This is a genomic window from Pseudomonas sp. ArH3a, assembly GCF_022648765.1.
Taxonomy (GTDB): Bacteria; Pseudomonadota; Gammaproteobacteria; order Pseudomonadales; family Pseudomonadaceae; genus Aquipseudomonas.
Genome location: NZ_CP080330.1, coordinates 3,206,178 through 3,232,502, shown reverse-complemented (window position 1 = coordinate 3,232,502; position 26,325 = coordinate 3,206,178). Strand labels below are relative to the sequence as shown.

The following is a 26,325-nucleotide window of genomic DNA, read 5'->3' as shown; positions in this document are numbered from 1 at the left end:
GCACCGAGTGGTGGGGCAAGAGCCCTTTTGGTTACTTTTGGGGCTCTTTTCCAAAAGTGACCCGCCGTAAGGGCGGAACCCATTTCAGCCGTAACCCAAATAACGGATATGTACTCAGTCACTCCTTGCCAGCAACCGACGTCTGCCCATCCCACCCACCACCCAAGGCAGCAACCAACTGCACACTCGCCACCAACCGCGTCTGCAACAACGTCAGCACCGTCCGCTCATTACTAAGCGCCGTAGCCTGCACCGTCACCACATCCAGATAAGCAATCAACCCCGCCTTATACTGGTTCTCGGTCAACCGCAGCGATTCACGCGCCGCATCCAAGGCTTCGTTACTGACGACCGCCTCGTCTTCCAGCACCTTCAACTGCACCATGTAGTTTTCCACCTCACGGAACCCATCCAGCACCGTCTGGCGATACTTGGCCACCGTCTCGTCATAAGACGCTACAGTCCGATCAACCTCCGCCGACCGCTGCCCACCGTCGAACAACGTCATCGCCAACTTAGGCCCAACCGACCAAAACCGATTAGGCAAACTGATCCAATTCGCATAAGTACTGCTGGAATACCCACCCGCCAAGCTCAAGGTCAAATCCGGATAATAGGCCGCCTTGGCCACACCAATATTCGCGTTGGCAGCCATCACCGACCGCTCAGCCGAAGCAATATCCGGACGACGCTCCAGCAATTGCGACGGCAAGCTCACGGGAATCTGCGGCAATGCAGGAATATCCTTGCTCACGGCCAGGTTGAAATTGGCTGGCGCCTCACCGATCAACACCGCAATGGCATTCTCCAGTTGTGCACGCTGCCAGATCAAGTCGATCAGGCTCGCCTGGGTCGTCTTGAGCTGTGTTTGCGCCTGGGCGATCGCATCCTTGCCCGACACACCGGCGCGGTATTGGTTTTCAGTCATTTTCAGCGAGCGCTGGTAAGTGTCCAGTGTGGCTTGCAACAAACGCGTCTGTTCATCCATGACCCGCAATTGAAGGTAGTCCTGCACCAGCTCCGATTGCTGGCTCAAACGCATCGCCGCCAGGTCCGCCGAACTGGCCTCGGCAGTCGCTTCATTGGCCTCCAGGCCACGGCGCAATTTGCCCCACACGTCCGCCTCCCAACTCACGCCCAATTGCGCGTTGAGCGTGTCGCGAATACCGCTGCTGGAACTGCTGAGGCTCGCATTACTGCTACCAGTGCCCTGGCTGGCGCGGGTCTTGCCGGCGCTCAAGTCCACCGTCGGAAAAAACGCACCGCGCGCGCTGCGCACCTGCGCCTGGGCCTGGCGAAAACGTGCTTCGGCCTGGGCCACGGTCTGGTTGGAGTTGTTCAGGCGTGTCACCAGGTCGTTCAGTTGGCGGTCGCCGTACAGCTCCCACCAGGCGCCACGGGCCAGGGAGTCACTCGGCGTCGCCTGACTCCAGCCCTGGGCCTCCTTGAATTGCACCGGCTCGACCACCTCCGGCCGTTTGTAATCGGGGCCGATGGCGCAGGCGCTGAGCAAGGCCGCGCACAGCACCAGGCTGGCGACGCGGGAACCACGGGGCATGCTCATGGCCAATTTGGCAAACGTTGAATCGGTCATAGCGCAGTGTCCAAGGCAGCATCGGTACGCACACCGCGCCAGGCGTTGAAGCGGTGGCGCGCGCGGTCGAGATAGAGGTAAACCACCGGGGTGGTGTAAAGGGTCAGGATCTGGCTGAACACCAGGCCGCCGATAATGGTCAGGCCCAGCGGCTGGCGCATTTCCGCGCCGTCGCCGGAGCCCAGCAGCAGCGGCAAGGCGCCGAGGATCGCGGCGAGTGTGGTCATCAGGATCGGCCGCAGCCGCAACAAGCAGGCGCTGCGAATCGATTCCAACGGGCTCATGCCGTCGTGGCGCTCCAGTTGCAGGGCCAGGTCGATCATCAGGATCGCGTTCTTTTTCACCACCCCGATAAGCAGGAACAACCCCAGCAGCGAGATCAGGCTGAACTCGCCACCCAGTAAGTAGATCGAGAGCAACGCGCCGACACCGGCCGACGGCAAGGTCGAGAGGATGGTCAGCGGGTGAATGTAACTTTCATACAGAATGCCCAGCACCAAGTACACCGCCACCAGCGCGCCGAGGATCATGAATGGCTGGCCCTTCTGGGTCGCCGCGAAGGCATCGGCGGTGCCGGCCATCTTGGCGATCACATCTTCGGGCAAGCCCACCTTGGCAATCGCCCGCTCGATGGCGGCCGTGCCCTGCTCAACCGTCACCCCAGGCGCCATGTCGAAGGCAATGTCTTCCGAGGCGAACTGGCCTTCATGGCTGACGCGGTCATCGGCCAGGCTGTTTTCGTAATGGGCAATGGTCGACAGTGGCACCCGCGCGCCGGTGGCCGTGATCACCTGCATCTGGTTCAGGGTAATCGGGTCCTGGGCATATTTGGGGTTGACCTCCATCACCACCTGGTACTGGTTGAGGCTGTCATAGATGGTGGAGATCTGCCGCTGGCTGTAGGCGTTGTTCAGCACCGCCGTGACCATGCTCATGTCGATGCCCAGGCGCTTGGCCTGATCGCGGTCGACCATCAGCGTCACCTGCGCCGCACCACGGCCCTCACGGGCGTCGATGGCGGTCAGCTCCGGCAGCTCACGCAGGGCCGCGACCACTTTCGGGTACCACAGGCGCAACGCGGCCAAATCGCCGCTTTGCAGGATGTAGGAATATTGCGCGCTGGTCTGGTCGCGGCTGCCGCCAAATTGCAGGTCCTGGTCGGCCATCAGGAACAGACGCCCACCCGGTACCAGCGGGACTTCCTTGCGGATACGTTCGATCACCGCCTGGGCCGAGAGCTTGCGCTCAGCGATCGGCTTGAGGCGCACCAGCATCACCGCGTTGTTGGTGCCGCTGTTGCCGCCGATAAACCCGGCCACGCTGAGCACCGCCGGGTCTTTCAAGACCGCCTGGCGGAAGATCTCCATCTTGGGCTGCATCACACTGAACGACAGCCCATCGTCGCCACGCACAAAACCGATCAACTGGCCGGTGTCCTGCTGCGGCATGAAGGTTTTCGGCACCACCACGTACAGCGCGATGTTCACGCCCACGGTGAGCAACAGGCTCAGCAGGGTCAGGCGCCGGTGGCGCAGCACCCAGTCCAGGCTGGTGGCATAGACCGCAACCATGCGCTCGTTGACCCTGTGGCTCCAGCGCTGCAAACCGGTCATCTGGCCTTTGACATGCGGCTTGAGCCAGCGCGCGCAGAGCATCGGGGTCAAGGTCAGCGAGACGATCAGCGAAACGATGATCGCCGCCGACAAGGTGATGGAAAACTCCCGGAACAGGTTGGTGACGATGCCGCCCATAAACAGGATCGACAGGAACACTGCCACCAGCGACACGTTCATCGACAGCAAGGTAAAGCCGACTTCCTGCGCGCCCAGGTACGCCGCCTTCATTGGCGGCACGCCGTCGTCGATATGCCGGGAAATGTTCTCCAGCACCACGATGGCATCGTCCACCACCAAACCGGTGGCCAGGATCAAGGCCATCAGCGAGAAGTTGTTCAACGAGAAGCCGAACAGGTACATCACCGCAAAGGTGCCCACCAGCGACACCGGCACCGCCAAGGTCGGGATCAACGAGGCGCGGAAGTTACCCAGGAACAGGTACACCACCAGCACCACCAGGGCCACGGCAATCAGCAAGGTCATCTCGGCTTCATGCAAAGTGGCGGTGATCACCGGCGAGCGGTCCATGGCCAGGTTGAGCTTGACGCTGGACGGCAGCACCGCCTGCAACGCCGGCAACTGCGCCTTGATCTGCCGGACCGTCTCGATGATGTTGGCGCCGGACTGGCGGTTGATCACCAGCAGCACCGCCGAATCATTGTTGAAAAAGCCGCTGTTGTAACGGTCTTCCACGCCGTCGCTGATCTTCGCTACATCGCCCAGGCGCAAGGCCGCGCCATTCTGGTAGCGAATCAGCAGCGGTTCGTAATCCTTGGCTTTTTCCAACTGGTCGTTGGCTTGGATCTGCCAGTTACGCTCGCCGTCTTCCAACGAACCCTTGGGCCGGCGCTGGTTGGCGTTGGCGATGGTGTTGCGCACATCGTCCAGGGCCACGCCGTACTGGTCGAGGGCCTTGGGTTCCAGCTCGATACGCACCGCCGGCAAGGAGCTGCCGCCGATTTGCACTTCGCCCACACCCGGCACCTGGGACAGGCTTTGCGAGAGGATCGTCGACGCCAGGTCATACAACTGGCCCTTTTGCAGCACGTCGGAGGTCAGCGACAGCACCATGATCGGTGCCTGGGACGGGTTGATCTTCTTGTAGGTCGGCATGCTGCGCATGCCGCTGGGCAATAGGTTGCGCGAGGCGTTGATCGCCGCCTGCACTTCACGCGCCGCACCGTTGATATCTCGGTCGGAGTCGAACGCCAGGATCACCCGCGTCGAGCCCTGGCTCGACGAACTGCTCATGGTGGTGATACCGGCAATCGCACCGAACGAGCGCTCCAGCGGCGTGGCCACGGTGGACGCCATCACCTCGGGGCTGGCGCCGGGCAAGCTGGCCGAGACCACGATTACCGGAAAGTCGATCTGCGGCAGCGGCGACACCGGCAGCAAATTGAAGCTGACACCGCCCAGCAACATGATCGCCAGGCTCAGCAGCATGGTCGCTACCGGCCGGCGAATAAACGGTCCGGACAGGTTCATGACTCAACCGGCTCCAGGCTTTGCGGCTCTTTGCGCCAGCGACGGCCCAGACGATCAAAATACAGGTAGATCACCGGCGTGGTGAACAGGGTCAAGACCTGGCTCACCAGCAAGCCGCCGACCATCACCAGGCCCAATGGCTGGCGCAACTCGGCGCCGGAACCGGTGGCCAACATCAATGGCACCGCGCCAAACAAGGCCGCCAAGGTGGTCATCAGGATCGGCCGGAAACGCAACAGCGCCGCCTGATAGATCGCGGTCTGCGGGTCCAGGCCTTGGTTGCGTTCGGCGTCGAGGGCGAAGTCGATCATCATGATCGCGTTCTTTTTCACGATACCGATCAGCAAGATGATGCCGATGATCGCAATCATGCCCAGGTCATTGCCGCTGAGCAGCAACGCCAGCAAGGCCCCCACCGCAGCCGACGGCAAGGTCGAGAGGATGGTGATCGGGTGGATATAGCTCTCGTAGAGCACGCCGAGCACGATGTACATGGTCACCACCGCTGCCAGGATCAGCAACAAGGTGCTCGACAGCGACGCTTCGAAGGCCTGTGCTGCGCCCTGGAACTGGGTCTGCACCCCGATCGGCATGCCGATGTCTTTCTGGGTCTGGTTGATTAGCTCCACGCCTTTACCCAGCGCGACGCCGGGGGCCAGGTTGAACGACATCATCACCGCCGGGAACTGGCCGATGTGCGAGATCGCCAACTGCGCCTGGCGTTGCTCCACGTGGGCCAGGCTCGACAGCCGCACTTGGCCGCCGTCGGTGGTTTTCACGTAGATCTGGTTCAGCGCCGCAGGGCCGAGTGTTTCACCGGACTGCGCCTGCAGCACCACGCGGTACTGGCTGGCCTGAGTGTAAATGGTGGAAATCTGCCGCTGGCCGAAGGCGTCGTACAGCGCGTCGGTGATGGTCGACACACTCACGCCCAGGCGCGAGGCAGCGTCGCGGTCAATCACCAGGAACACTTGCAGGCCTTTGTCCTGCAGGTCGCTGGCGACGTCGGTGAGTTCCGGCAACTGGCGCAAGGTGTGCACCAGCTTATCGCTCCACAGCGCCAACAGATCGGCATCGGGCGAGGACATGCTGAATTGGTACTGAGTGCGGCTCACGCGGTCTTCGATGGTCAGGTCTTGCACCGGCTGCATGAACAGGCGAATGCCCACCAGCTTGTCGATTTGCGGCTGCAACCGCGTGATCACCTGGGCCGCGCTCAAGTCGCGCTGGCCGTGGGCCTTGAGGTTGATCAGCAGGCGCCCGCTGTTGAGGGTGGCGTTATCGCCATCCACGCCAATGTAGGACGACAGGCTGTCCACCGCCGGGTCAGCCAGGATGACCTTGGCCAATTCCTGCTGACGCTGGCTCATGGCAGCAAACGAAATCGACTGCGGCGCCTCGGAAATGCCCTGGATCACCCCGGTGTCCTGCACCGGGAAAAAGCCCTTGGGCACCACCAGGTACAGCACCACGGTCAGGCCCAGGGTAGCGATAGCCACCAGCAGGGTCAGCGGCTGGTGCTTGAGTACCCACTGCAACATGCTTGCATAACGCGCGATCAACCAGTCGATCCACGCGCCGCTGGCCTTGTAGAAACGGCTCTGATCTTCTTCCTTGGGTTCACGCTTGAGCAGGCGCGCGCACATCATCGGCGTGAGGGTCAGCGAGACCACCAGGGAAATCAGGATTGCCACCGCCAGGGTGATGGCGAATTCGCGGAACAGCCGCCCGACCACGTCAGCCATGAACAGCAGCGGGATCAACACCGCAATCAACGACAGCGTCAGGGAAATCAAGGTAAAGCCAATCTGCTTGGCGCCCTTGAGCGCCGCATTGAGCGGCGTCTCGCCCTCTTCGATGTAACGTGAGATGTTCTCCAGCATCACGATGGCATCGTCCACCACAAAGCCGGTGGCGATGGTCAGGGCCATCAGTGTCAGGTTGTTGATGGAAAAACCCGCCAGGTACATCACGCCAAAGGTGCCGATCAGCGACAGCGGTACGGCAATCGACGGAATGATCGTGGCGCTGAAGCGGCGCAGGAACAGGAACGTCACCATCACCACCAGGGCAATGGCGATCAGCAATTCGTGTTGCACATCGGTAACCGAGGCGCGGATGGTCTGGGTGCGGTCGGTGAGCACTGTGACCTCAAGGCCGGCCGGCAGATTGTCGGTGATGCTCGGCAGCAACGCCTTGATACGGTCGACCACCTCAATCACGTTGGCGCCCGGCTGGCGCTGAACATTCAACAGCACGGCCTGGTTTTCGTTGGCCCAGGCGGCAAGGCGCTCGTTTTCGGCACCGTCGACGATCTGCGCCACATCTTTAAGGCGTAACGGCGCGCCATTGTTGTAGGCCAGGATCAATTCGGCATATTGCTCGGGCGAGACCAACTGGTCGTTGGCGTCGAGCATCGACACCCGCGTGGGGCCGTCGAAGTTACCCTTGGGCTGGTTGACGTTGGAGGCAGCGATCAGGGTGCGCACGTCCGACAGGTTCAAGCCATTGGCGGCCAGGGCCTCGGGGTTGACCTTGATGCGCACGGCCTGGCGCTGGCCACCCGCGATGCTGACCATGCCCACGCCACTGATCTGCGCAATTTTTTGCGCCATGCGCGTGTCCACCAAGTCATTGAGCTTGGGCAGCAGCATGGTCTTGGACGTGATCGCCAGGGTCAGCACCGGGGTGTCCGCCGGGTTGACCTTGTTGTACACCGGCGGCGCCGGCAAATCCTTGGGCAACAGGTTGGTTGCCGCGTTGATCGCGGCCTGCACCTGTTGCTCGGCAACATCCATATTGATGTCGAGGTTGAAACGCAGCGTGAGCACCGACGCACCGCCGGAGCTGGTCGACGCCATCTGGGTCAGCCCGGGCATTTGCCCGAACTGGCGCTCAAGCGGCGCTGTTACCGCGCTGGTCATCACATCGGGGCTGGCGCCGGGGTACAGAGTCATTACCCGGATCGTCGGGTAATCCACCTGGGGCAAGGCCGAAACCGGCAGCAAGCGATACGAAATAATACCGGCCAGGACAATGGCCAGCATGCTCAGCGTAGTGGCAACCGGGCGAAGGATAAACAGGCGCGACAGGTTCATGAACCGACCTTTTGCGCCTTGCCGGCGTCAGCGCCGGTCTCCCCTTTCGCCGCGGGTTTGCCTTGCAGGTGTTCGGTCGGCGTGGTCGGCACTTCAGTGCTGTCGTTGACCACTTCGATTTCGCTGCCTTCCTTCAGGCGGTCGGTGCCTTCCATGACGACGCGGTCACCCGCGACCAAACCTTCCTTGATCACGGTGTTGTCGCCGTCGGTGTCACCGACCACCAAAGGTTGGACCTTGACCTTCTTGTCGCCATCGAGCTTGTAGACAAAGGTGCCGTTGTTGCCGAACTGGATCGCAGCGGACGGCGCCAGCACTACGTTGTGCAAGGTATCGGCCAGCAGGCGCACGTTGACGAACTGGTTGGGGAACAGCGCCTGGTCCTTGTTATCGAAACGGCCCTTGAATTTCAGGGTGCCGGTGGTCACGTCAATCTGGTTATCCAGGCTCTGCAGCACGCCGACTGCCTGTTTTTTTGTGTCGCCACGGTCCCAGGCTTCCACCGGCAGCTTGTTGCCGGCGTGGTAACGGGCGAGCACGGTGTCCAGGGTGCTTTCCGGCAGGGTAAAGACCACGCTGATCGGCTGGGTCTGGGTGATCACCGCGAGGAAGGTGGTGTCGTTGGCGGCCACCAGATTGCCCACATCGACCTGACGCAAGCCCACCCGGCCGCTGATCGGCGCACGGATCTTGGTGAATTCGAGGTTGAGCTTGGCGTCGTCCACCGCGCCCTGGTTGGTCTTGACCGTGCCCTGATATTGCAGGACGAGTGCTTCGGCGGTGTCCAGGGTCTGTTTGGCGATACTGTCCTGGGCATACAAGTCGCGGTAACGCTGCACGTCAACCTGGGCGTTTTTCAGCTGGGCCTGGTTTTGCATCAGCGTGCCCTGAGCCTGAAGCAAGGCGTTCTGGTAGCTGCGCGGGTCGATTTCCGCCAGCAGGTCACCGGCCTTGACCATCTGCCCTTCTTCAAAGGCGATCTTCACCAGCTCACCGCCCACCCGGCTGCGTACATTAATGGTGTTGAGCGCGGTCACCGTGCCCAAGGCCTTGTAGTACACCGGGAATTCCCCCAGCACCGCCGGCGCCACACGCACCGGCACCGGGCCGGTGGAACCGCCGAAGCCAGGGCGCGCCATCCCCGTCTTGCCGGTGTGCCCGGCCGGTTTCTGGGCGGCGCCATCCTTATGGCTGGCAGGCCAGAACTTCCAGCACAGGCCGGCGATAACCAGCAGCACGAGCAGGCCGAACAGCCAGCGACGGGAGTTGCGGGGGGAGGATTGCATCGAGTGATCAACCATTGGGCGCGAGAGCTTCTTCTTTAGGAGGCTGAAAGATAAGCACTGGGGCGCATTAAGAAAAGCGCCTTTACCGGCAATTTACCTTGGACTTACAACTTTTAACTTCTGGCCTTAGTCCAGTCGCTATTTAGCTAAGCCGCTGACTCTAAATGAAAACGGCCTGGACTAGGCCAGGCCGCAATCATCTATCAAGCGTGTTACTGCGAAAAGACAGTAATGCGCTGAAACAGTTACTTCAAAACAGCCAGGGCCGCTTCGTAGTTTGGCTCTTGGCCGATTTCGCTGACCAATTCGCTGTGCAGCACGTTGTTGTTCTCGTCCAGTACCACCACGGCACGGGCGGTCAGGGCTTTCAGTCGGCCATCAACGATAGACACACCGTAGTCGACGGCGAAGCCTGGGTCGCGGAAATCCGACAGGCTCAGCACGTTGTCCAGACCTTCAGTGCCGCAGAAACGTTTCTGGGCAAACGGCAGGTCAGAGGAGATGCACAGCACGACAGTGTTGCTCACATCGTTGGCCTGGGCGTTGAACTTGCGTACCGAAGTCGCGCAGGTCGGGGTGTCAACGCTTGGGAAGATGTTCAACACTTTGCGCTTGCCGGCGAAAGTTTCCAGGGTCGCTTCCGACAGTTCGACGGTGGTCAGGGCGAAATCTGGGGCGGTGGAACCGGTTTTAGGCAATTCGCCTTCAACCTGGACAGGGTTACCATGAAGGGTGACTTGGGCCATGAACGGAATCCTTATGCTGGGTTTGATTAAACGAAATCGAGACGCAGAAGTTAACCACAAACTGCCGTAGCTACCTATGCCCGAACGTAAATTGTCATGCCGACGCCTTGGCGACGGCAGCTATGGTTTAATTGCGCGCTTTTCGCCCACCCTGCAAGGAAACCGTCGTTGATGAATCAGCCCGCCACCACAGTCCTGGTCATTGGTTATGTCTGGCCGGAACCCCGCTCCTCGGCTGCCGGCGGGCACATGATGCAAATTCTCGAAACCTTTCTGACACAAGGTTGGGACGTTACCTTCGCCAGCCCCGCGACGGTTGGCGAGCACAAGGCCGATTTGCCAGCGCTGGGCATCACCGAATGCGCCATCGCGCTGAATAACAGCAGTTTCGATGACTTTATCCGCGAACTGGACCCGGATATCGTGCTGTTCGACCGTTTCATGATGGAAGAACAGTTCGGCTGGCGCGTGGAAAAGCACTGCCCCGACGCCCTGCGCGTGCTGGAGACCTGCGACCTGCAAAGCCTGCGCGACGCCCGCCAGCAGCGCCTCAAGGACCACCTCAAGGCGCATCCTCACGACGACGACTTCAGCCCGCTGTTCGCCCCTGCGCTGCTGGATGAATTTCAACGGATGGCCGACACCGACGTGGCCAAGCGCGAGATCGCGGCGATTTTGCGCTGCGACATCAGCCTGATGATCTCCGACGTCGAAGCCCGCCTGCTCACCGAGCAGTTCAAGGTGCCGGCCGCCCTGCTCCACTGGTGCCCGCTGATGCTGGAGCCGCCGACCGAGGCCTTCACACCGTTCGAAGACCGCGCGCATTTCCTCAGCATCGGCAATTTCCGCCACGCGCCCAACTGGGATGCGGTGTTGTGGATGAAGAACAGCCTCTGGCCGCTGATCCGCCAGCAATTGCCGGGCGCTCAACTGCATATCTACGGTTCCTACACACCGCCCAAGGCCACCGCCCTGCATAACCCCGCCCAGGGTTTTCACGTGATGAACTGGGCCGAAGATGCACTCGCGGTGATGAGCGCCGCGCGCATCTGCCTGGCGCCGCTGCGTTTTGGCGCCGGCATCAAGGGCAAGCTGGCCGATGCCATGCTGTGCGGCACGCCGAATATCACCACGCCGATTGGCGCCGAAGGCATGGGCGATGAGCAACCGTGGCCGGGTGCGATTGAGCACAACGCGCAAGCCCTGGCCGCAGCTGCCGTGGCGCTGTATCAAGACCGTGAACGCTGGACCCAGGCCCAAGAAAACGGCCGCCGATTGCTGGCCCGTCGCTATGACCTGGCCATCCACGGCCCGGCGCTGGTGGAATGCCTGGAGCAGTGCCGCAGCAACCTTTCGGCCCATCGCCGCGACAACTTCATCGGCAGCATGCTGCGCCACCATGCGCATAAGAGTACGCAGTACATGTCCCAGTGGATCGAGGCTAAAAACCGCAACGTATAAGCACTGACGCTGGCGAGGTTGCGCGCGAGGGGGCATTATCCCAGGCAGCAACCACAATAAAGCGACGGCAGCATGACCCGAGCAACGCGAATCACCGACCCTTCCTACGAGTTGATGGACGATCACAACGGTCTGTCCATCATCTATCGCCAGCACGGCTTCCCCTGCCCACTGGTGCGCTGGCATTTCCACAAGGAATACGAGCTGCACCTGATCGTCGCCAGCGCAGGCAAGGTGTTTATCGGCGATTACATCGGCAACTTCTACCCGCAAAGCCTGTTCCTCACCGGCCCCAACCTGCCCCACAACTGGATCAGCCAAGTGGAGGAAGACGAGGTGGTGCCCAAGCGCGACATGCTGGTGAACTTCACCGACGAGCTGTTCGAGGGCGGCAGCCAGATCTTCACCGAACTCAAGAGCCTGGTGCCGTTGCTCGAACGCGCGCAATACGGCATCGAATTTCGCTGTAAAAAGACCATCGCTCAAGCCATGAACTTGATGCAACGCATCGAGGACGCCCAAGGCATGGCGCGCCTGGGGCACTTCTTTATCTTGCTGGAAGTGTTGAGCGCCTGTGAGGACTACCAACTGCTGTCCGGCGTCACTACGCCGCAACTTGCCGATGAGCACAGCATTGACCGCACCAACCGCGCGGTGGACTACATTTTTGCGCATTACGCGCGGGAGTTGTCGCTGGAGGAAGTCGCCGAATACCTGGGCATGAAGCCGACCTACTTCTCCAGGGTGTTCAAACAGGCGACCGGGCGCACGTTTATCGAGTTTGTGAACCGCTTGCGTATCAGCAAATCCTGCGAACTGCTGGCCGATGGCGACAAGGCGGTGACCGACGTGTGCTTTGAGTCGGGCTTCAACAATATCTCCAACTTCAATCGACGCTTCCAGCAGCTCAAGGGCATGACACCCTCACACTACCGGCGCCTGGCGGTGCAGCGGCTGACCGAGCAGAACCTGGCTTAACCCTGGCCCCTCGAAACACGCCGAATAGATATTCGTCAGTGAAACGGCCTGGTTTTGCAAAACGCCACAGGAACCTCATCGAGCCCACTGCCACTCAGCGAAAGCCCCCTCATCTAATCGATAGAGGGACGGCCTTCAACGCATGAGCAAAAAGGACACCCGATGATCAATGGTCTGCCGCTACCCACTGCCATACCCGCCCTCCAACCTGCCGAGCTGACGCCACGTAGTCAGGTGGAACAAAACCCACACCCGCAAAAACACGCTCAGGCGCTCCCCACAAGCCACCTGCCCGCTTCACCCAACCCGCTCAATCGCTTGTCGCGCACCCGTCGAGACCTGCAGAACCTCACCCCAAGCAATACCCCTCTCCAAAAGTTCGCCAAGGCCGTGATTGAACAGGGTGACCAGCAACTGGCCGGTAGCGTCGCGAACAGCTTGATCCGCCTGCAGCAAGCGATTGACACCGATAGCTCAGACCGTGGGACCGATAAAGTCAGGGTCCCGGCTGAATCCACTTTCGGCCTGGCGTGGGCCACGTTTGCTGAAGCCGTACAATCGGAGCCGTTCACGTCGTACGCCAAACGCAACAAAATCAACATTGACGACATGGTCGTCCACCCCAATGGAACGATTGCCAATTTAGGCGGCAAGGAACCCGCCATTTTCGATGCGAACGCGTGCGCCGAATCAAAAGCCGCGACGGCAGCTGTTATCGCCGCCGCCAAAAACGTAGTGGGGCCAAACCATGATGTGCATGGGTACTCCGGCGGGGTAACGTTCTACGGCCCACTTCATACATCGAACACTACCGTCGCGCAGTTCTACGGCCTGCCTTTGGACACCGTCAACAGCGACACTATTCTGTCCACTCTCGGACAGCTGTCGCACGCAGGGACTTTCCCGGGTTTAACCAGTACCGACCCTGGTACTGAGCCCCTCAAACAGCGGCAAAAAGACGCCGCCCAACACATCGTGGATTTGCCGCAGCCGGCGCTGAAAGCGCTTCTCGCAGCGTTCAAGCCAGGGCTTCAGGGCGCAAGACTTTTACGCGCCGACCATGAGCTGGCAGAGCTGTGCCGCCGGGCGCTGATACAGCTGATTCCAGGCACGGGTGAGCACGAATCACCGATCAGGCTGAACAACATTCCTGAGCTGTCCTCATTCAACGTGGCGCGCAAAAAACTCCTGGCCGCACTGACTGACACGGCGTTTACGGACTTTGCGCAACAGCACAGCATCGATCCCACCAGCGTGCGGATCAACCCTGGCTCCGGTGATCTGACCGGTCAGGTAAACGGCGCCGACACCACCTTCACGCAACATGACGGTTCGGGCTGGTCCGCTGTCTGGTCCAAGCTGCAGGGCAGTGTACGAACCATGGCCGGTGGTTCGACTACCGATGTGCGGTATCCGCCCAGCACCGGTGCGGCATTGGATGAGGTCATGAGCTTTTATAAGGAAAGCATGCCTGCCCAACACCACGCGCCGGAATACAAATGGGAGCAAAAGAACCGTCAATCCGTACTGGCAAAAATCACCGAGATGGACCCTAACCAAAGCTTCCCCTTCACCCACTACCACCAACTCTCTGAGCCTTGGGGAACCCCCATAGCAGAGGTGCCTCTGTCGCCACTTGAAACCCTGGCGCAAGCCGTCAAACAGCCCAAGCAAAAGCGTCAGCGAGCCAATAGCCGCGCATAGGCACGAACCGGCAGGCCAGGTTTGATCCAAAAGGGCAAAAGTGACGGCGGTGGAACGCCAGTGCTTTTCCCCTGCTGTTAGGTGAACCGTTTTACCCCGCCCCACCACGAGTGCAAAAAAGTATCAGTCCAAGTGCGCCCAAGGATTTGTCTTAACCCCATTTGAAGGCTGTAATCAACGCACACTCTTCCTGGCTACCTGTAGGAAGACACAACAACAATAACTGTCCTTCTGTAGCCCCTGGGCGCAGAAATGGAGTGCGCGATGAAGTTCACAGCAAAAACGCTGCTTGCCTGTTCTTGCATGACTGTATGCATGACCCTCAGCGCCGTCAGTTTTGGCGCGCAAACCCTGACCATTGCTACCGTCAACAACAGCGACATGATCCGCATGCAAAAGCTCTCGAAAACCTTCGAGGCCGAGCATCCGCAGATCAAGCTCAACTGGGTGGTGCTCGAAGAAAACGTGCTGCGCCAACGCCTGACCACCGACATCGCCACTCAAGGCGGGCAGTTCGACGTATTGACCATCGGCATGTACGAAGCCGCACTCTGGGGTGCCAAGGGCTGGCTGGAACCGATGAAGGACCTGCCGGCCTCCTACGACCTCGATGATGTTTTCCCTTCGGTGCGTGATGGCTTGTCCGTCAAAGGCTCGCTGTACGCCCTGCCGTTCTACGCCGAAAGCTCGATCACCTATTACCGCACTGACCTGTTCAAGGACGCCGGGCTGACCATGCCTGAGCACCCGACCTGGACGCAGATCAGCGAATTCGCGGCAAAACTCACCGACAAGACCAAAGAGCAGTACGGCCTGTGCCTGCGCGGCAAAGCCGGTTGGGGTGAGAACATGGCGCTGATCACCACCTTGGCCAATGGCTACGGTGCGCGCTGGTTTGATGAGAAGTGGCAGCCGCAATTCAATGGCCCTGAGTGGAAAGACGCGCTGAACTTCTACGTCGACAACATGAAAAAATCCGGCCCGCCGGGTGCTTCCAGCAACGGTTTTAACGAAAACCTGGCGTTGTTCAACAGCGGCAAGTGCGCGATCTGGGTCGATGCCAGCGTGGCCGGCTCGTTCGTCACCGACAAGACTCAGAGCAAGGTCTCCGAGCATGTCGGCTTCACTTTTGCCCCGCACGAGAAGACCGACAAAGGTACCTCGTGGCTGTACTCCTGGAGCCTGGCGATCCCGACCAGCTCCAAAGCCAAGGACGCCGCCAAGGTGTTCACCAGCTGGGCGACCTCCAAGGAATACGGCCAGCTCGTGGCCAAGACCGACGGTATTGCCAACGTGCCGCCAGGCACGCGCAAGTCGACCTACAGCGACGAATACATGCAGGCTGCGCCGTTCGCCAAGGTGACGCTGGAATCGCTGAAAGTTGCCGACCCGACCAGCCCGACGCTCAAGCCGGTACCGTATATCGGTATCCAGTTGGTGACCATTCCTGAGTTCCAGGCGATTGGCACCCAGGTCGGCAAGTTCTTCTCGGGCGCGCTGACCGGTCAGCAAACGGTCGATGCTGCCTTGACCGCCGCGCAGACCACTACCGAGCGTGAAATGAAGCGGGCGGGTTATCCCAAATAGTACGCAACCCCGTCATTAATGTGGGAGCGGGCTTGCTCGCGAATGCGCAGTGTCAGTCGACACATGCAGCGAATGACACAGCGCATTCGCGAGCAAGCCCGCTCCCACAGTTCTGTCTGCATCTGACTGGCCATGATCACCATGAATACACCCTCCAAAAACCGCCTGGCCAACCCCGGCTGGTTCCTTGTCAGCCCCTCGGTGGCCTTGTTGCTGCTGTGGATGATCGTGCCGCTGGGCATGACCCTGTACTTTTCGCTGATCCGCTACAACCTGCTCTACCCCGGCGAAAACCAATTCGTGGGGCTGGAAAACTTCACTTACTTCATCACCGACTCGGGCTTCCTGCCCGGCGCCACCAATACCCTGTTGCTGGTGGGGAGCGTGCTGCTGATCAGCGTGGTGTTCGGCGTACTGATCAGTGCTTTGCTTGAGGCCAGTGAATTTTTCGGTCGCGGCCTGGTGCGGGTGTTGTTGATTTCACCGTTCTTCATCATGCCCACCGTCGGTGCGCTGATCTGGAAGAACCTGATTTTCCACCCGGTGTCGGGGGTTCTCGCCGCCGTGTGGAAGCTGTTCGGCGCCGAGCCGGTGGACTGGCTGGCGCATTACCCGTTGCTGTCGATCATCATCATTGTGTCGTGGCAATGGCTGCCCTTCGCGATCCTGCTGCTGATGACCGCCATGCAGTCCCTCGACCAGGAACAAAAGGAAGCCGCGCGCCTGGACGGTGCCGGCGCCATCGCGATCTTCTGGCACCTGACCCTGCCCCACCTGGCACGCCCGATTGCCGTGGTGGTGATGATCGAAACGATCTTTTTGCTCTCGGTATTCGCCGAAATCTTCACCACCACCAACGGTGGCCCCGGCTACGCCTCGACCAACCTCGCCTACCTGATCTACAACCAGGCGCTGGTGCAGTTCGATGTGGGCATGGCCTCGGCCGGCGGCTTGATTGCCGTGGTCATCGCCAATATCGCGGCGATCATCCTGGTGCGGATGATCGGCAAAAACCTGACTGACAAGCCTTGAGGGCCGCGCCATGACGCTTCAACAATCCCGCCGCCTGCAAAGCCTGTTGCTCGGCACCTTGGCCTGGGCCATCGCGATCCTGATTTTCTTCCCGATCTTCTGGATGGTGCTGACCAGCTTCAAGACCGAAATCGACGCGTTTGCCACGCCGCCGCAGTTCATCTTCACGCCGACGCTGGAGAACTACCTGCACATCAACGAGCGCAGCAACTACTTCGCCTACGCCTGGAACTCGGTGGTGATTTCGTTCAGCGCCACCGCCCTGTGCCTGCTGATCTCGGTGCCGGCCGCCTACTCCATGGCGTTCTATGAAACCAAACGCACCAAGGGCACGCTGCTGTGGATGTTGTCCACCAAGATGCTGCCGCCGGTGGGCGTGCTGATGCCGATCTACCTGCTGGCCAAGAGCCTTGGCCTGCTGGATACGCGCGTTGCGCTGATCATCATCTACACCCTGATCAACCTGCCGATTGTGGTGTGGATGGTTTACACCTACTTCAAAGACATCCCCAAGGACATCCTCGAAGCCGCGCGCCTGGATGGCGCCACGCTGTGGCAGGAAATGGTCCGCGTGCTGCTGCCGATTGCCAAGGGTGGCCTGGCTTCCACGGTGTTGCTGTCGCTGATCCTGTGCTGGAACGAGGCGTTCTGGTCGTTGAACCTGACCTCCTCGAGTGCCGCGCCGTTGACCGCGCTGATCGCCTCCTACTCCAGCCCCGAAGGCTTGTTCTGGGCCAAATTGTCGGCCGTGTCGACCCTGGCCTGCGCGCCGATCCTGATTTTCGGCTGGTTCAGCCAGAAACAGCTGGTGCGGGGTTTGTCCTTCGGCGCCGTTAAGTAACGATTGCTTATAAAAATTCCAAGTGGAGGCCCATCCCATGGCCAACCTGAAAATCAAAAACCTGCAAAAAGGCTTCGAAGGCTTCTCCATCATCAAGGGCATTGACCTGGAAGTGAATGACAAGGAATTCGTGGTCTTCGTCGGCCCCTCGGGCTGCGGCAAATCCACCTTGCTGCGCCTGATCGCCGGCCTGGAAGAAGTCACCGAAGGCACCATCGAACTGGATGGTCGCGACATCACCGAAGTGACTCCGGCCAAGCGTGACCTGGCGATGGTGTTCCAGACTTACGCGCTGTACCCGCACATGAGCGTGCGCAAAAACATGTCGTTCGCCTTGGACCTGGCCGGTGTGGACAAGAAACTGGTGGAAAGCAAGGTCAGCGAAGCCGCGCGCATTCTGGAACTCGGCCCGTTGCTGGAGCGCAAGCCCAAGCAGTTGTCCGGCGGCCAGCGTCAGCGTGTGGCCATCGGCCGCGCGATTGTGCGCAACCCGAAGATCTTCCTGTTTGACGAACCGCTGTCCAACCTAGACGCCGCGTTGCGCGTGCAGATGCGCCTGGAACTGGCGCGCCTGCATAAAGACCTGCAAGCGACCATGATCTACGTGACCCACGACCAGGTTGAAGCCATGACCTTGGCCGACAAAGTGGTCGTACTCAATAGCGGCCGCATCGAACAGGTCGGCTCGCCGCTGGAGCTGTACCACCAACCGGCCAACCTGTTTGTGGCGGGCTTTTTGGGCACGCCGAAAATGGGCTTTCTCAAGGGCAAGGTCACCCGTATCGAGAGCCAGGGCTGCGAAGTACAACTGGACGCCGGCACCACCATCAGCCTGCCGTTGAGCGGCGCCAGCCTGAGCGTGGGCAGCGCGGTGACCCTGGGGATTCGTCCGGAGCATCTGGAAATCGCTTCACCCGGCCAAACCACCTTGACCGTCACCGCCGACGTCGGCGAACGCCTGGGCAGCGACACCTTCTGCCACGTCATCACCGCCAACGGCGAGCCGCTAACCATGCGGATTCGCGGCGACATGGCCAGCCAGTACGGCGAAACCCTGCAGCTGCACCTGGACCCGGCGCACTGCCATCTGTTCGACACCGACGGCGTGGCCGTGGCCCGACCACTGCGCGCTGCCGCCTGATTTCGCGAGATTTGTGATGAAACTGAATAAACAGAACCTCACCCAGTTGGCGCCGGAAGTCAAAACCCCGACCTACACCATTGCCAGCACCACGCAAGGTATCGCGCATATCGGCGTCGGCGGCTTCCACCGCGCGCATCAGGCGTATTACACCGATGCGCTGATGAACACCGGTGAAGGATTGGACTGGAGCATTTGCGGCGTCGGCTTGCGCAGCGAAGACCGCAAAGCCCGCGACGACCTGGCCGGCCAGGATTACCTGTTCACACTCTATGAGCTAGGTGACACCGACGACACCGACGTGCGCGTGATCGGCTCGATCAGCGACATGCTGCTGGCTGAAGACGGCGCCCAGGCGCTGATCGACAAACTGGCCAGCCCGCAGATTCGCATCGTCTCGCTGACCATCACCGAAGGCGGCTATTGCATCGACGACAGCAATGGCGAGTTCATGGCCCACCTGCCGCAGATCCAGCATGACCTGGCGCACCCGAAGTCGCCAAAAACCGTGTTCGGCTTTATCTGCGCCGCGCTGACCCAACGCCGTGCAGCCGGGGTTGCGGCGTTTACCGTGATGTCCTGCGATAACCTGCCGCACAACGGCGCCGTCACGCGCAAGGCGCTGCTGGCCTTCGCCGCCCTGCACAACGCCGAGCTGCATGACTGGATCAAGGCCAACGTGAGCTTCCCGAATGCTATGGTCGACCGCATCACACCGATGACCAGCACCGCCCACCGCCTGCAATTGCACGATGACCATGGCATCGACGATGCCTGGCCGGTGGTCTGCGAACCCTTTGTGCAGTGGGTGCTCGAAGACAAGTTCGTCAACGGTCGCCCGGCCTGGGAAAAGGTTGGCGTGCAGTTCACCGATGACGTCACGCCCTACGAAGAGATGAAGATCGGCCTGCTCAATGGCAGCCACTTGGCACTGACTTACCTGGGCTTTCTCAAGGGCTACCGGTTCGTACACGAGACCATGAATGACCCGGTGTTTGTGGCCTATATGCGCGCGTATATGGACCTGGACGTCACGCCAAATCTGGCGCCGGTGCCGGGCATTGACTTGACCGAGTACAAGCAGACGTTGGTGGATCGCTTCTCCAATCAGGCGATTGCCGACCAGTTGGAGCGGGTGTGTTCGGATGGCTCGTCGAAGTTTCCCAAGTTCACCGTGCCGACCATTAATCGCTTGATTGCCGATGGGCGTGAGACGGAGCGCGCTGCGTTGGTAGTTGCCGCCTGGGCGTTGTATTTGAAGGGTGTCGATGAGAATGGCGTGACTTACAAAATCCCAGATCCGCGCGCTGAGTTCTGCCAGGGTTTGGTCAGTGATGATGCGTTGATCAGCCAGCGGTTGCTGGGTGTGGAGGAGATTTTTGGCAAGGCTATTCCCAACTCGCCTGAGTTTGTGGCAGCGTTTGAGCGGTGTTTCATCAGCTTGCGCGACAAAGGCGTCACAGAAACCCTGCAACAACTTCTGAAGAAACCGGCTTAAACCTGTGGGAGCTGACTTGCCTGCGATAGCGGTGGCCCAGCCCGCCATGATCTGACTGATAGACCGCCATCGCAGGCAAGCCAGCGCCCACATTGGCCGCATTTTCACTCCAACAATAATGCTGAGCACTCCACCATGACCCAGCAAAACCTTTACCTCGGCATCGACTGCGGCACCCAGGGCACCAAAGCCATCGTCCTCGACGCCACCCACGGCAAGGTACTCGGGCTGGGCGCCGCGGCGCATACGCTCATCAGCGGCGCTAATGGCCGGCGCGAACAGCACACCCAGGAATGGCTGGACGCCTTCACGGAAGCCACCCACCGCGCCTTGCAACAGGCCGGTGTGGACGGCCAGGACATCCTCGGCATCGGTGTTTCCGGCCAGCAACATGGCCTGGTTTTACTCGATGACCAAGGCCAGGTACTGCGCCCGGCCAAGCTGTGGTGCGACACCGAAACCGCACCGGAAAACGAGCGCCTGCTGGCGTATTTGGGCGGTGAACGCGGCTCGCTGGAACGCCTCGGCGTGGCCATCGCCCCCGGTTACACGGTATCCAAATTGCTCTGGACCCGCGAGCAGCACCCGGACGTGTTCGCGCGCATCGCGCATATTTTATTGCCCCACGACTACCTCAACTATTGGCTCACCGGGCGTGCCGTCGCGGAATACGGCGATGCCTCGGGCACCGGCTATTTCAACGTGCGCACGCGTGAATGGGACGTGGCGCTGCTCCAGCACATCGACTCCAGCGGCCGCCTGGAAGCTGCCTTGCCTGAGCTGATCGAGGCGAATCAAAGCGTGGGCACGATCCTGCCGGCCATCGCCGAACGCCTGGGCATCAACCCCAACGCGCGCGTTTCCAGCGGCGGCGGCGACAACATGATGGGCGCGATCGGCACCGGCAATATCGCCCCCGGCGTGATCACCATGAGCCTGGGTTCGTCCGGCACCGTGTACGCCTTTGCCGAGCAACCGAATGTGAGCCCGCAAGCGTCGGTCGCGACCTTTTGCTCCTCCAGCGGCGGCTGGTTGCCGTTGATCTGCACGATGAACCTGACCAACGCCACCGGGGTGATTCGCGAACTGTTCGACCTCGACCTGGCCACCTTCAACGCCTTGGTCGCCGAGGCGCCGATTGGCGCCGACGGTGTGAGCATGCTGCCCTTCCTCAACGGCGAGCGCGTGCCCGCCCTGCCCCACGCCACCGGCAGCGTGCACGGCCTGACCATGACCAACCTGACCCGCGCCAACCTGTGCCGCGCGGTGGTCGAAGGCACCACTTTCGGCCTGCGTTATGGCCTCGACCTGCTGCGCCAGACCGGCCTGCAAAGCCACAGCATCCGCCTGATCGGCGGCGGCTCGAAAAGCCCGGTGTGGCGGCAGATGGTTGCCGATATCATGAACACCGAAGTGATCTGCACCGAACAAAGCGAAGCCGCCGCCCTGGGCGCGGCGATCCAGGCGGTGTGGAGCCAGTCCGGCGAACCCTTGGCCAGCGTGTGCGACAAATGCGTGAGCGTCGACCCGGCCAGCCGCACGCTGCCGGTGGCGGCCAATGTCAGCGCCTATCAACAGGCCTACGCGCGCTATCAACAACTCGTGGCAACCCTTTAAGAGCGAACGACTATGTATCTGGTGTGTGGCGAAGCGTTGTTTGATTTTTTCAGCGAAGAAGATGCCAGCGGGCAGCCTTCCAAGGTCAATTACAAAGCGATTGCCGGCGGTTCGCCGTTTAACGTGGCGGTGGGTTTGCGCCGCCTGGGCATCGACTCCGCGCTGTTCGGCGGCGTGTCCAACGACTTTCTCGGCCAGCGCTTGTTGCAGGTGCTCAAGGACGAAGGCGTCAGTGAGCAATTTTTGGTCGAGTTCCCCGCGCCGACCACCCTGGCGATGGTCGCGGTGGGCGCCAATGGCTCACCGCAATACAGTTTCCGTGGCGAAGGCTGCGCCGACCGCCTGCTGCAGGTTGTGCACTTGCCCACGTTGGGCCAGGAGATTCGCGGGCTGCATGTCGGCTCGTTTTCGCTGGTGGTGCAGCCGATCGGCGACACCCTGCTGAGCCTGGTCAAGCGCGAAAGCGGCAAGCGCCTGATCAGCCTCGACCCCAATGTGCGCTTGAACCCGCAGCCGGATATCCAACTGTGGCGTGACCGCGTGGCCGAGTTGGTCAAGCACGCCGACCTGATCAAAGTCAGCGATGAAGACCTGCACCTGCTCTACCCCGACCAGTCGCCGGAAAGCGTACTGCAAGGCTGGTTGCAGCACCGCTGCCAGTTGGTGTTCCTCACCCGTGGCGGTGACGGCGCTACGGTATTCAGCCGCCAGCACGGCAGTTGGTCGGCACCTGCAGTGAAGGTGGTGATGGCCGATACCGTCGGCGCCGGTGACACCTTCCAGGCCGCGTTGATTGCCTGGCTGACCGAGCAGCAGTTGGATTCGGTGGAAGGCCTGCAACAGCTCACGCGCACGCAGATCGACGCCATGCTCGCCTTTGCCATTCGCGCCGCCGCCCTGACCTGCAGCAAGACCGGGCCGGACCTGCCGTATCGCGCCCAACTTGGATGAACGCAACGTTTCATGAAGGTTTTGTCAGCCACGGCAAAATTAATCGATGGTTAATCGCGCGCGCCGAGAGTGAAGGTGTACCCACTTGCGGAGAACCACCATGAAACTGCGCACTTTGATGCTCGGCGGCGCCTTGGCACTGGCAGCCGTTTCGGGCCTGGCCCAGGCCGACACTCAAGCCACGGCGGCCAAACCTGTGCCGTATCGGTACGGCATGCCCTTGAACATCGACAAGGTCATTGCCATGAACGAAACCCAAACCAACGACTGTAAAGTCATCAATGCGGACATCAAGTTCGTCGATAATGCCGGCAAGATCAAAGACGTGGGCTACCTGAAAATGTCCGAAGCCTGTGATTTCCAGAATTGAAGCGTTGGACCAGCACCACAACCAACAACCGAGCCTTATTGGGCCTGGCGTTTACCAGGCCCACCGCTCTTTCGGTGACTCAACCTCACACTGGGCTTAATAATAGCTGCGCCCTGACACTCTTTGCAGAGGTAGCCTCTGTAGAGCAGGTGAATGGGAGTGTTTGAGGTCTTCGCGCAACCCGGCGATCAGGTTGCAAATGGCTCGACTGCTGTCGAGTTTGTCGGCGTTTATACCTTTGACTTCCAAATCCACTCGGTCGCGGTCACGGTCGTCATAGACTTTGATCGTCAACGAAGCATCTTCGGCTTTGGTGCATTCGCACCGTTTAGGCAGGAAACTTCCTTCAATAATGCTGCGAAGTTCTAATTCCGAAAGCATGGCCAACCTCTCCTTTTATGAGACTGCCAACAGATTATTGTGTGCCCGGCAGGCGCCTGCCTGCCACGTCTTACCGACCTTGGAAGACGCTTACAACCCCCAAGCCTACTCGGCAAAATCCGCTCTCGTTGTAACTTTTCCTCATAAGCGACACGCGCAGCTATATAAGTCTGCAGGTTCGGTGTACATCATCGGCGAATAGCATTGATTAAACGTTTATGCACTAAATTGAACATTGCGCTGCGACTCTTTCTGCAACATGTCGCAAACTATCAAAGTTGATATTGGCACCGGAATTCACCGCCACCAGGGTTTGCCCGCGCACGCCGTTTTGCTCGACAAACTGGCGAATGCCCGCGACGGCCAAGGCGCCTGAGGGCTCGGTGATGGAACGCGTGTCGTCGTAGATCAGCTTGATGGCGCTGCACAATTGGTCGTTGCTGACGGTGATGACTTCATCGACCCAGTCGCGGCAGATCTCAAAACCATAGGCGCCGACCTGCGCCACGGCGGTGCCGTCGGCAAACCCATCGACACTGGGCAGCACCACCCGCTCGCCCGCGCGCAGCGCTGCCAACAGGCAACTGGAACCTTCGGGCTCGACACCGACGATGCGCACCTCGGGCCGCAGGTATTTAACGTACGCCGCGATCCCGGCGATTAAGCCACCGCCGCCCACCGGTACAAAGATCGCGTCCAACGGGCCTTGTTGCTGGCGCAGTATTTCCATTGCCACGGTGCCTTGGCCGGCGATCACGTCCGGGTCATCGAAAGGCGATACAAAGGTGCAACCCGAGGTCTGGGCCAATTGCAACGCGTGGGCCAGGGCAAACGGAAAGCTCTCGCCATGCAACACCGCCTCGGCACCGCGCGAACGCACGCCCAGCACCTTCAACTCCGGCGTACTGTATGGCATGACGATCCGCGCCTTGATCCCCAACTCCCGCGCCGCCAGCGCTACACCCTGCGCATGGTTGCCCGCCGACGCCGTCACCACGCCACGCGCTCTTTGCTCGGCAGTGAGCTGCACCAACGTGTTGTAAGCGCCGCGAATCTTGAAGGAGAACGTCGGTTGTAAGTCTTCGCGCTTGAGCAATATCTGATTGCCCAGCAGTACCGACAACGCCGGTGCCACCTGCAACGGTGTGCGCACCGCCAGGTCGTAGACCGGTGCAGCGAGGATCTTCTTCACGTAGTGCTCAAGCAGGCCCGGGTCGGCGGTGTGGGGCGCAGTGCAGGTGCTCATGGGTGTCTCCTGGCTTTGTATACATGGCCCTGGAGACGGAAAAACAAAACCCGCCTCTAGGGCGGGTTTGGGTGCAGCCGTGTGCTATCCCGCCAAATGAGGAATGGCGGTAATAATGCTTGGCTGGCTGCGCAAGGTTTGAAAGGTCATGCAGCGAAATTAACCGGCGGTCACCGGGCAAGTCAATGGCCGCCCGCCATTTAGCCGGCGGGGGTTTACTAGAGATATACGAAACGTATACGCTTTGTATATCCATTTAACACAGTGAACCTCATGGGCATCGTCAAGATCACCGACCAACTGCACGAACAGCTTCGCCTGGCCAGCGCCGCCATGGACCGCTCCATCAACGCCCAGGCCGAGTTCTGGATCAAGATCGGCCTGCTCGCCGAACTCAACCCGCACCTGCCCTACAACGAGCTGATCAACAAGCTATTGCTGGACAAGCCCGACCTGATCCGGGGGCGCAGCTGATGATCAAGACTGCCGCGCAACTGGCTGTGATGCGTGAATCCGGGCGCCTGCTGGCCCAGGTATTCACGATGCTCGACGGCTTTGTCGTCGCCGGCCGCTCCACCCTGGAACTGGACGCCGCCGTCGAAGCGTTCATCCGCAACGACTTGAAGGCCCGCCCGGCGAGCCTTGGGCAATACGACTATCCCTTTTGCATCAACACCTCGATCAACGAGGTGGTGTGCCATGGCATGCCCAGCGCCAAGGACGTGCTCAAGGACGGCGACATCATCAACATCGACATCACCCTGGAAAGAGGCGGCTTTATCGCCGACTCCAGCAAGATGTACATGATCGGCAACGTGGCGCCCAAGGCGCAGCGCCTGGTGGAAAAGACCTTCGAGGCCATGTGGACCGGCATTCGCCAGGTCAGGCCCGGCGCACGCCTGGGTGACATCGGGCATGCGATCCAGAGCCATGCGCAGGCCAATGGCTACAGCGTGGTACGTGAGTATTGCGGCCACGGTATTGGCCGTGAGATGCATGAAGAGCCACAGGTCCTGCACTTCGGCCGCCCCGGCACCGGGCTGGAACTGCGTGAAGGCATGGTGTTTACCATTGAGCCGATGCTGAACCAGGGCAGCGCCAAGGTGCGCGACTTGAAGGATGGCTGGACGGTGGTGACCAAGGACAACAGTTTGTCGGCGCAATGGGAGCACACCGTGGCGGTGACGGCGGACGGGTTTGAGGTGCTGACCTTGCAGCAGGTAATGGGTTGAGCATTGTCGATGTGCAGGCGGGTGCTGCGGGCATATCTGCTATTTGGGTGATGGCTGAAATGGGTTGTGCCTGATAGAGCGAGGTGCCTGCATCGCAGGCAAGCCAGCTCCCACATTTGGAGCTCAGTACATCAGAAAGAGAGTGCGCTGCTGTGCTTCTGCCCTGCTTTTGCTTCAACCACTCAGGTCGGCTACTAGGCCGCCGTGCTCTGCTTTTGATCTGCTTTTGATTTTGATCTGAGGCGCCCCGTTAACCACGCTGGCCGAACGCAGGCTTTGGAGCGTGGGTAAACCGGCAGGACGCCGGTTTAGCCGCGATGGGCCAAGGATGGCCCATGGCGGCGGCCCACGGTCCAAAGCCTGCGTGAGGGCACACCGAGCCTAAGCGAGGTGCCGAGTGGTGGGGCAAGAGCCTTTTGGTTACTTTTGGGCTCTTTCAAAAGTGACCCGCCGTAAGG

At 60.5% G+C, this 26,325-nt stretch carries 20 protein-coding genes; 13 read left to right on the top strand and 7 right to left on the bottom strand.

Going from position 1 to position 26,325, the window contains the following annotated elements:
• Nucleotides 1-118: 118 nt before the first annotated feature.
• From K0P33_RS14720 to tpx, 5 genes are all read right to left on the bottom strand, one after another.
• Nucleotides 119-1,594, bottom strand: a complete 1,476-nt coding sequence (locus tag K0P33_RS14720) for an efflux transporter outer membrane subunit (protein ID WP_242155896.1) — start codon at nt 1,592-1,594, stop codon at nt 119-121.
• On the bottom strand, nt 1,591-4,698 hold the full coding sequence (locus K0P33_RS14715) for an efflux RND transporter permease subunit (RefSeq protein WP_242155894.1): 3,108 nt from the start codon (nt 4,696-4,698) through the stop codon (nt 1,591-1,593). Before K0P33_RS14715 ends, K0P33_RS14720 begins: the two co-directional genes overlap by 4 nt.
• Nucleotides 4,695-7,796: an MdtB/MuxB family multidrug efflux RND transporter permease subunit gene (locus tag K0P33_RS14710; protein ID WP_242155892.1), complete on the bottom strand. Its 3,102-nt coding sequence runs from the start codon at nt 7,794-7,796 to the stop codon at nt 4,695-4,697. Before K0P33_RS14710 ends, K0P33_RS14715 begins: the two co-directional genes overlap by 4 nt.
• Nucleotides 7,793-9,097: an MdtA/MuxA family multidrug efflux RND transporter periplasmic adaptor subunit gene (locus tag K0P33_RS14705; protein WP_094953372.1), complete on the bottom strand. Its 1,305-nt coding sequence runs from the start codon at nt 9,095-9,097 to the stop codon at nt 7,793-7,795. The genes K0P33_RS14710 and K0P33_RS14705 overlap by 4 nt, the downstream gene beginning before the upstream one ends.
• A 230-nt stretch (nt 9,098-9,327) precedes the next feature.
• Nucleotides 9,328-9,828 (bottom strand): thiol peroxidase, encoded by a 501-nt coding sequence (tpx, locus tag K0P33_RS14700; protein ID WP_242155890.1) that lies wholly within the window; start codon nt 9,826-9,828, stop codon nt 9,328-9,330.
• 171 nt (nt 9,829-9,999) lie between these two features.
• Here tpx and K0P33_RS14695 point away from each other — a divergent pair, with 171 nt between their 5' ends.
• The 11 genes from K0P33_RS14695 to K0P33_RS14645 all read left to right on the top strand — a co-directional run bounded on the left by K0P33_RS14695 (nt 10,000) and on the right by K0P33_RS14645 (nt 23,008).
• A complete protein-coding gene (locus K0P33_RS14695; RefSeq protein WP_242155888.1) occupies nt 10,000-11,289 on the top strand; it encodes a glycosyltransferase in 1,290 nt (429 codons plus the stop codon).
• A 72-nt stretch (nt 11,290-11,361) separates the two neighbouring features.
• The gene (locus tag K0P33_RS14690) at nt 11,362-12,267 is read left to right on the top strand and encodes an AraC family transcriptional regulator (protein WP_242155886.1); all 906 of its coding nucleotides are present in this window, start codon (nt 11,362-11,364) and stop codon (nt 12,265-12,267) included.
• 162 nt (nt 12,268-12,429) lie between these two features.
• Nucleotides 12,430-13,971 carry a hypothetical protein gene (locus K0P33_RS14685; RefSeq protein WP_242155884.1) on the top strand — a complete coding sequence of 514 codons (1,542 nt, stop codon included), beginning with the start codon at nt 12,430-12,432 and terminating at the stop codon, nt 13,969-13,971.
• Between the two features lie 264 nt (nt 13,972-14,235).
• Nucleotides 14,236-15,558 carry a sugar ABC transporter substrate-binding protein gene (locus K0P33_RS14680; RefSeq protein WP_094953363.1) on the top strand — a complete coding sequence of 441 codons (1,323 nt, stop codon included), beginning with the start codon at nt 14,236-14,238 and terminating at the stop codon, nt 15,556-15,558.
• Between the two features lie 141 nt (nt 15,559-15,699).
• Nucleotides 15,700-16,590, top strand: a complete 891-nt coding sequence (locus K0P33_RS14675) for a sugar ABC transporter permease (RefSeq protein ID WP_242155882.1) — start codon at nt 15,700-15,702, stop codon at nt 16,588-16,590.
• 10 nt (nt 16,591-16,600) lie between these two features.
• Complete coding sequence (locus K0P33_RS14670; protein WP_094953612.1) at nt 16,601-17,431, top strand: carbohydrate ABC transporter permease; 831 nt, start codon at nt 16,601-16,603, stop codon at nt 17,429-17,431.
• Between the two features lie 37 nt (nt 17,432-17,468).
• Nucleotides 17,469-18,572, top strand: coding sequence for a sn-glycerol-3-phosphate ABC transporter ATP-binding protein UgpC (ugpC, locus tag K0P33_RS14665; protein WP_094953613.1), 1,104 nt, complete (start codon nt 17,469-17,471; stop codon nt 18,570-18,572).
• A gap of 16 nt (nt 18,573-18,588) precedes the next feature.
• A complete protein-coding gene (locus K0P33_RS14660) occupies nt 18,589-20,070 on the top strand; it encodes a mannitol dehydrogenase family protein (protein ID WP_242155881.1) in 1,482 nt (493 codons plus the stop codon).
• Between the two features lie 135 nt (nt 20,071-20,205).
• Entirely contained in the window at nt 20,206-21,687 is a 1,482-nt protein-coding gene (xylB, locus tag K0P33_RS14655; protein ID WP_242155880.1) for a xylulokinase, read from the top strand.
• 12 nt (nt 21,688-21,699) lie between these two features.
• Nucleotides 21,700-22,638, top strand: a complete 939-nt coding sequence (locus K0P33_RS14650) for a carbohydrate kinase (protein WP_242155879.1) — start codon at nt 21,700-21,702, stop codon at nt 22,636-22,638.
• A gap of 100 nt (nt 22,639-22,738) precedes the next feature.
• On the top strand, nt 22,739-23,008 hold the full coding sequence (locus K0P33_RS14645; protein ID WP_094953617.1) for a DUF2790 domain-containing protein: 270 nt from the start codon (nt 22,739-22,741) through the stop codon (nt 23,006-23,008).
• A gap of 96 nt (nt 23,009-23,104) precedes the next feature.
• On the opposite strand, the gene K0P33_RS14640 is transcribed toward K0P33_RS14645, so the two are convergent.
• Entirely contained in the window at nt 23,105-23,389 is a 285-nt protein-coding gene (locus K0P33_RS14640) for a DUF1652 domain-containing protein (protein WP_094953618.1), read from the bottom strand.
• A gap of 223 nt (nt 23,390-23,612) precedes the next feature.
• Complete coding sequence (gene ilvA, locus K0P33_RS14635) at nt 23,613-24,635, bottom strand: threonine ammonia-lyase, biosynthetic (protein WP_094953619.1); 1,023 nt, start codon at nt 24,633-24,635, stop codon at nt 23,613-23,615.
• 273 nt (nt 24,636-24,908) lie between these two features.
• Here ilvA and K0P33_RS14630 point away from each other — a divergent pair, with 273 nt between their 5' ends.
• Complete coding sequence (locus K0P33_RS14630; protein WP_003190946.1) at nt 24,909-25,109, top strand: ParD-like family protein; 201 nt, start codon at nt 24,909-24,911, stop codon at nt 25,107-25,109.
• Nucleotides 25,109-25,867, top strand: coding sequence for a type I methionyl aminopeptidase (gene map, locus K0P33_RS14625; RefSeq protein ID WP_242155878.1), 759 nt, complete (start codon nt 25,109-25,111; stop codon nt 25,865-25,867). The genes K0P33_RS14630 and map overlap by 1 nt, the downstream gene beginning before the upstream one ends.
• Nucleotides 25,868-26,325: the final 458 nt, after the last annotated feature.

Excerpts from the sequence above, each read along its gene's own strand:
- K0P33_RS14660 (WP_242155881.1), top strand. The coding sequence starts at position 18,589 with ATGAAACTGAATAAACAGAACCTCACCCAGTTGGCGCCGGAAGTCAAA.
- ugpC (WP_094953613.1), top strand. The coding sequence starts at position 17,469 with ATGGCCAACCTGAAAATCAAAAACCTGCAAAAAGGCTTCGAAGGCTTC.
- K0P33_RS14685 (WP_242155884.1), top strand. The coding sequence starts at position 12,430 with ATGATCAATGGTCTGCCGCTACCCACTGCCATACCCGCCCTCCAACCT.
- K0P33_RS14710 (WP_242155892.1), bottom strand. The coding sequence starts at position 7,796 with ATGAACCTGTCGCGCCTGTTTATCCTTCGCCCGGTTGCCACTACGCTG.
- K0P33_RS14670 (WP_094953612.1), top strand. The coding sequence starts at position 16,601 with ATGACGCTTCAACAATCCCGCCGCCTGCAAAGCCTGTTGCTCGGCACC.
- ilvA (WP_094953619.1), bottom strand. The coding sequence starts at position 24,635 with ATGAGCACCTGCACTGCGCCCCACACCGCCGACCCGGGCCTGCTTGAG.
- K0P33_RS14695 (WP_242155888.1), top strand. The coding sequence starts at position 10,000 with ATGAATCAGCCCGCCACCACAGTCCTGGTCATTGGTTATGTCTGGCCG.
- K0P33_RS14650 (WP_242155879.1), top strand. The coding sequence starts at position 21,700 with ATGTATCTGGTGTGTGGCGAAGCGTTGTTTGATTTTTTCAGCGAAGAA.
- map (WP_242155878.1), top strand. The coding sequence starts at position 25,109 with ATGATCAAGACTGCCGCGCAACTGGCTGTGATGCGTGAATCCGGGCGC.
- xylB (WP_242155880.1), top strand. The coding sequence starts at position 20,206 with ATGACCCAGCAAAACCTTTACCTCGGCATCGACTGCGGCACCCAGGGC.
- tpx (WP_242155890.1), bottom strand. The coding sequence starts at position 9,828 with ATGGCCCAAGTCACCCTTCATGGTAACCCTGTCCAGGTTGAAGGCGAA.
- K0P33_RS14680 (WP_094953363.1), top strand. The coding sequence starts at position 14,236 with ATGAAGTTCACAGCAAAAACGCTGCTTGCCTGTTCTTGCATGACTGTA.
- K0P33_RS14640 (WP_094953618.1), bottom strand. The coding sequence starts at position 23,389 with ATGCTTTCGGAATTAGAACTTCGCAGCATTATTGAAGGAAGTTTCCTG.
- K0P33_RS14675 (WP_242155882.1), top strand. The coding sequence starts at position 15,700 with ATGAATACACCCTCCAAAAACCGCCTGGCCAACCCCGGCTGGTTCCTT.
- K0P33_RS14690 (WP_242155886.1), top strand. The coding sequence starts at position 11,362 with ATGACCCGAGCAACGCGAATCACCGACCCTTCCTACGAGTTGATGGAC.
- K0P33_RS14705 (WP_094953372.1), bottom strand. The coding sequence starts at position 9,097 with ATGGTTGATCACTCGATGCAATCCTCCCCCCGCAACTCCCGTCGCTGG.
- K0P33_RS14715 (WP_242155894.1), bottom strand. The coding sequence starts at position 4,698 with ATGAACCTGTCCGGACCGTTTATTCGCCGGCCGGTAGCGACCATGCTG.
- K0P33_RS14630 (WP_003190946.1), top strand. The coding sequence starts at position 24,909 with ATGGGCATCGTCAAGATCACCGACCAACTGCACGAACAGCTTCGCCTG.
- K0P33_RS14645 (WP_094953617.1), top strand. The coding sequence starts at position 22,739 with ATGAAACTGCGCACTTTGATGCTCGGCGGCGCCTTGGCACTGGCAGCC.
- K0P33_RS14720 (WP_242155896.1), bottom strand. The coding sequence starts at position 1,594 with ATGACCGATTCAACGTTTGCCAAATTGGCCATGAGCATGCCCCGTGGT.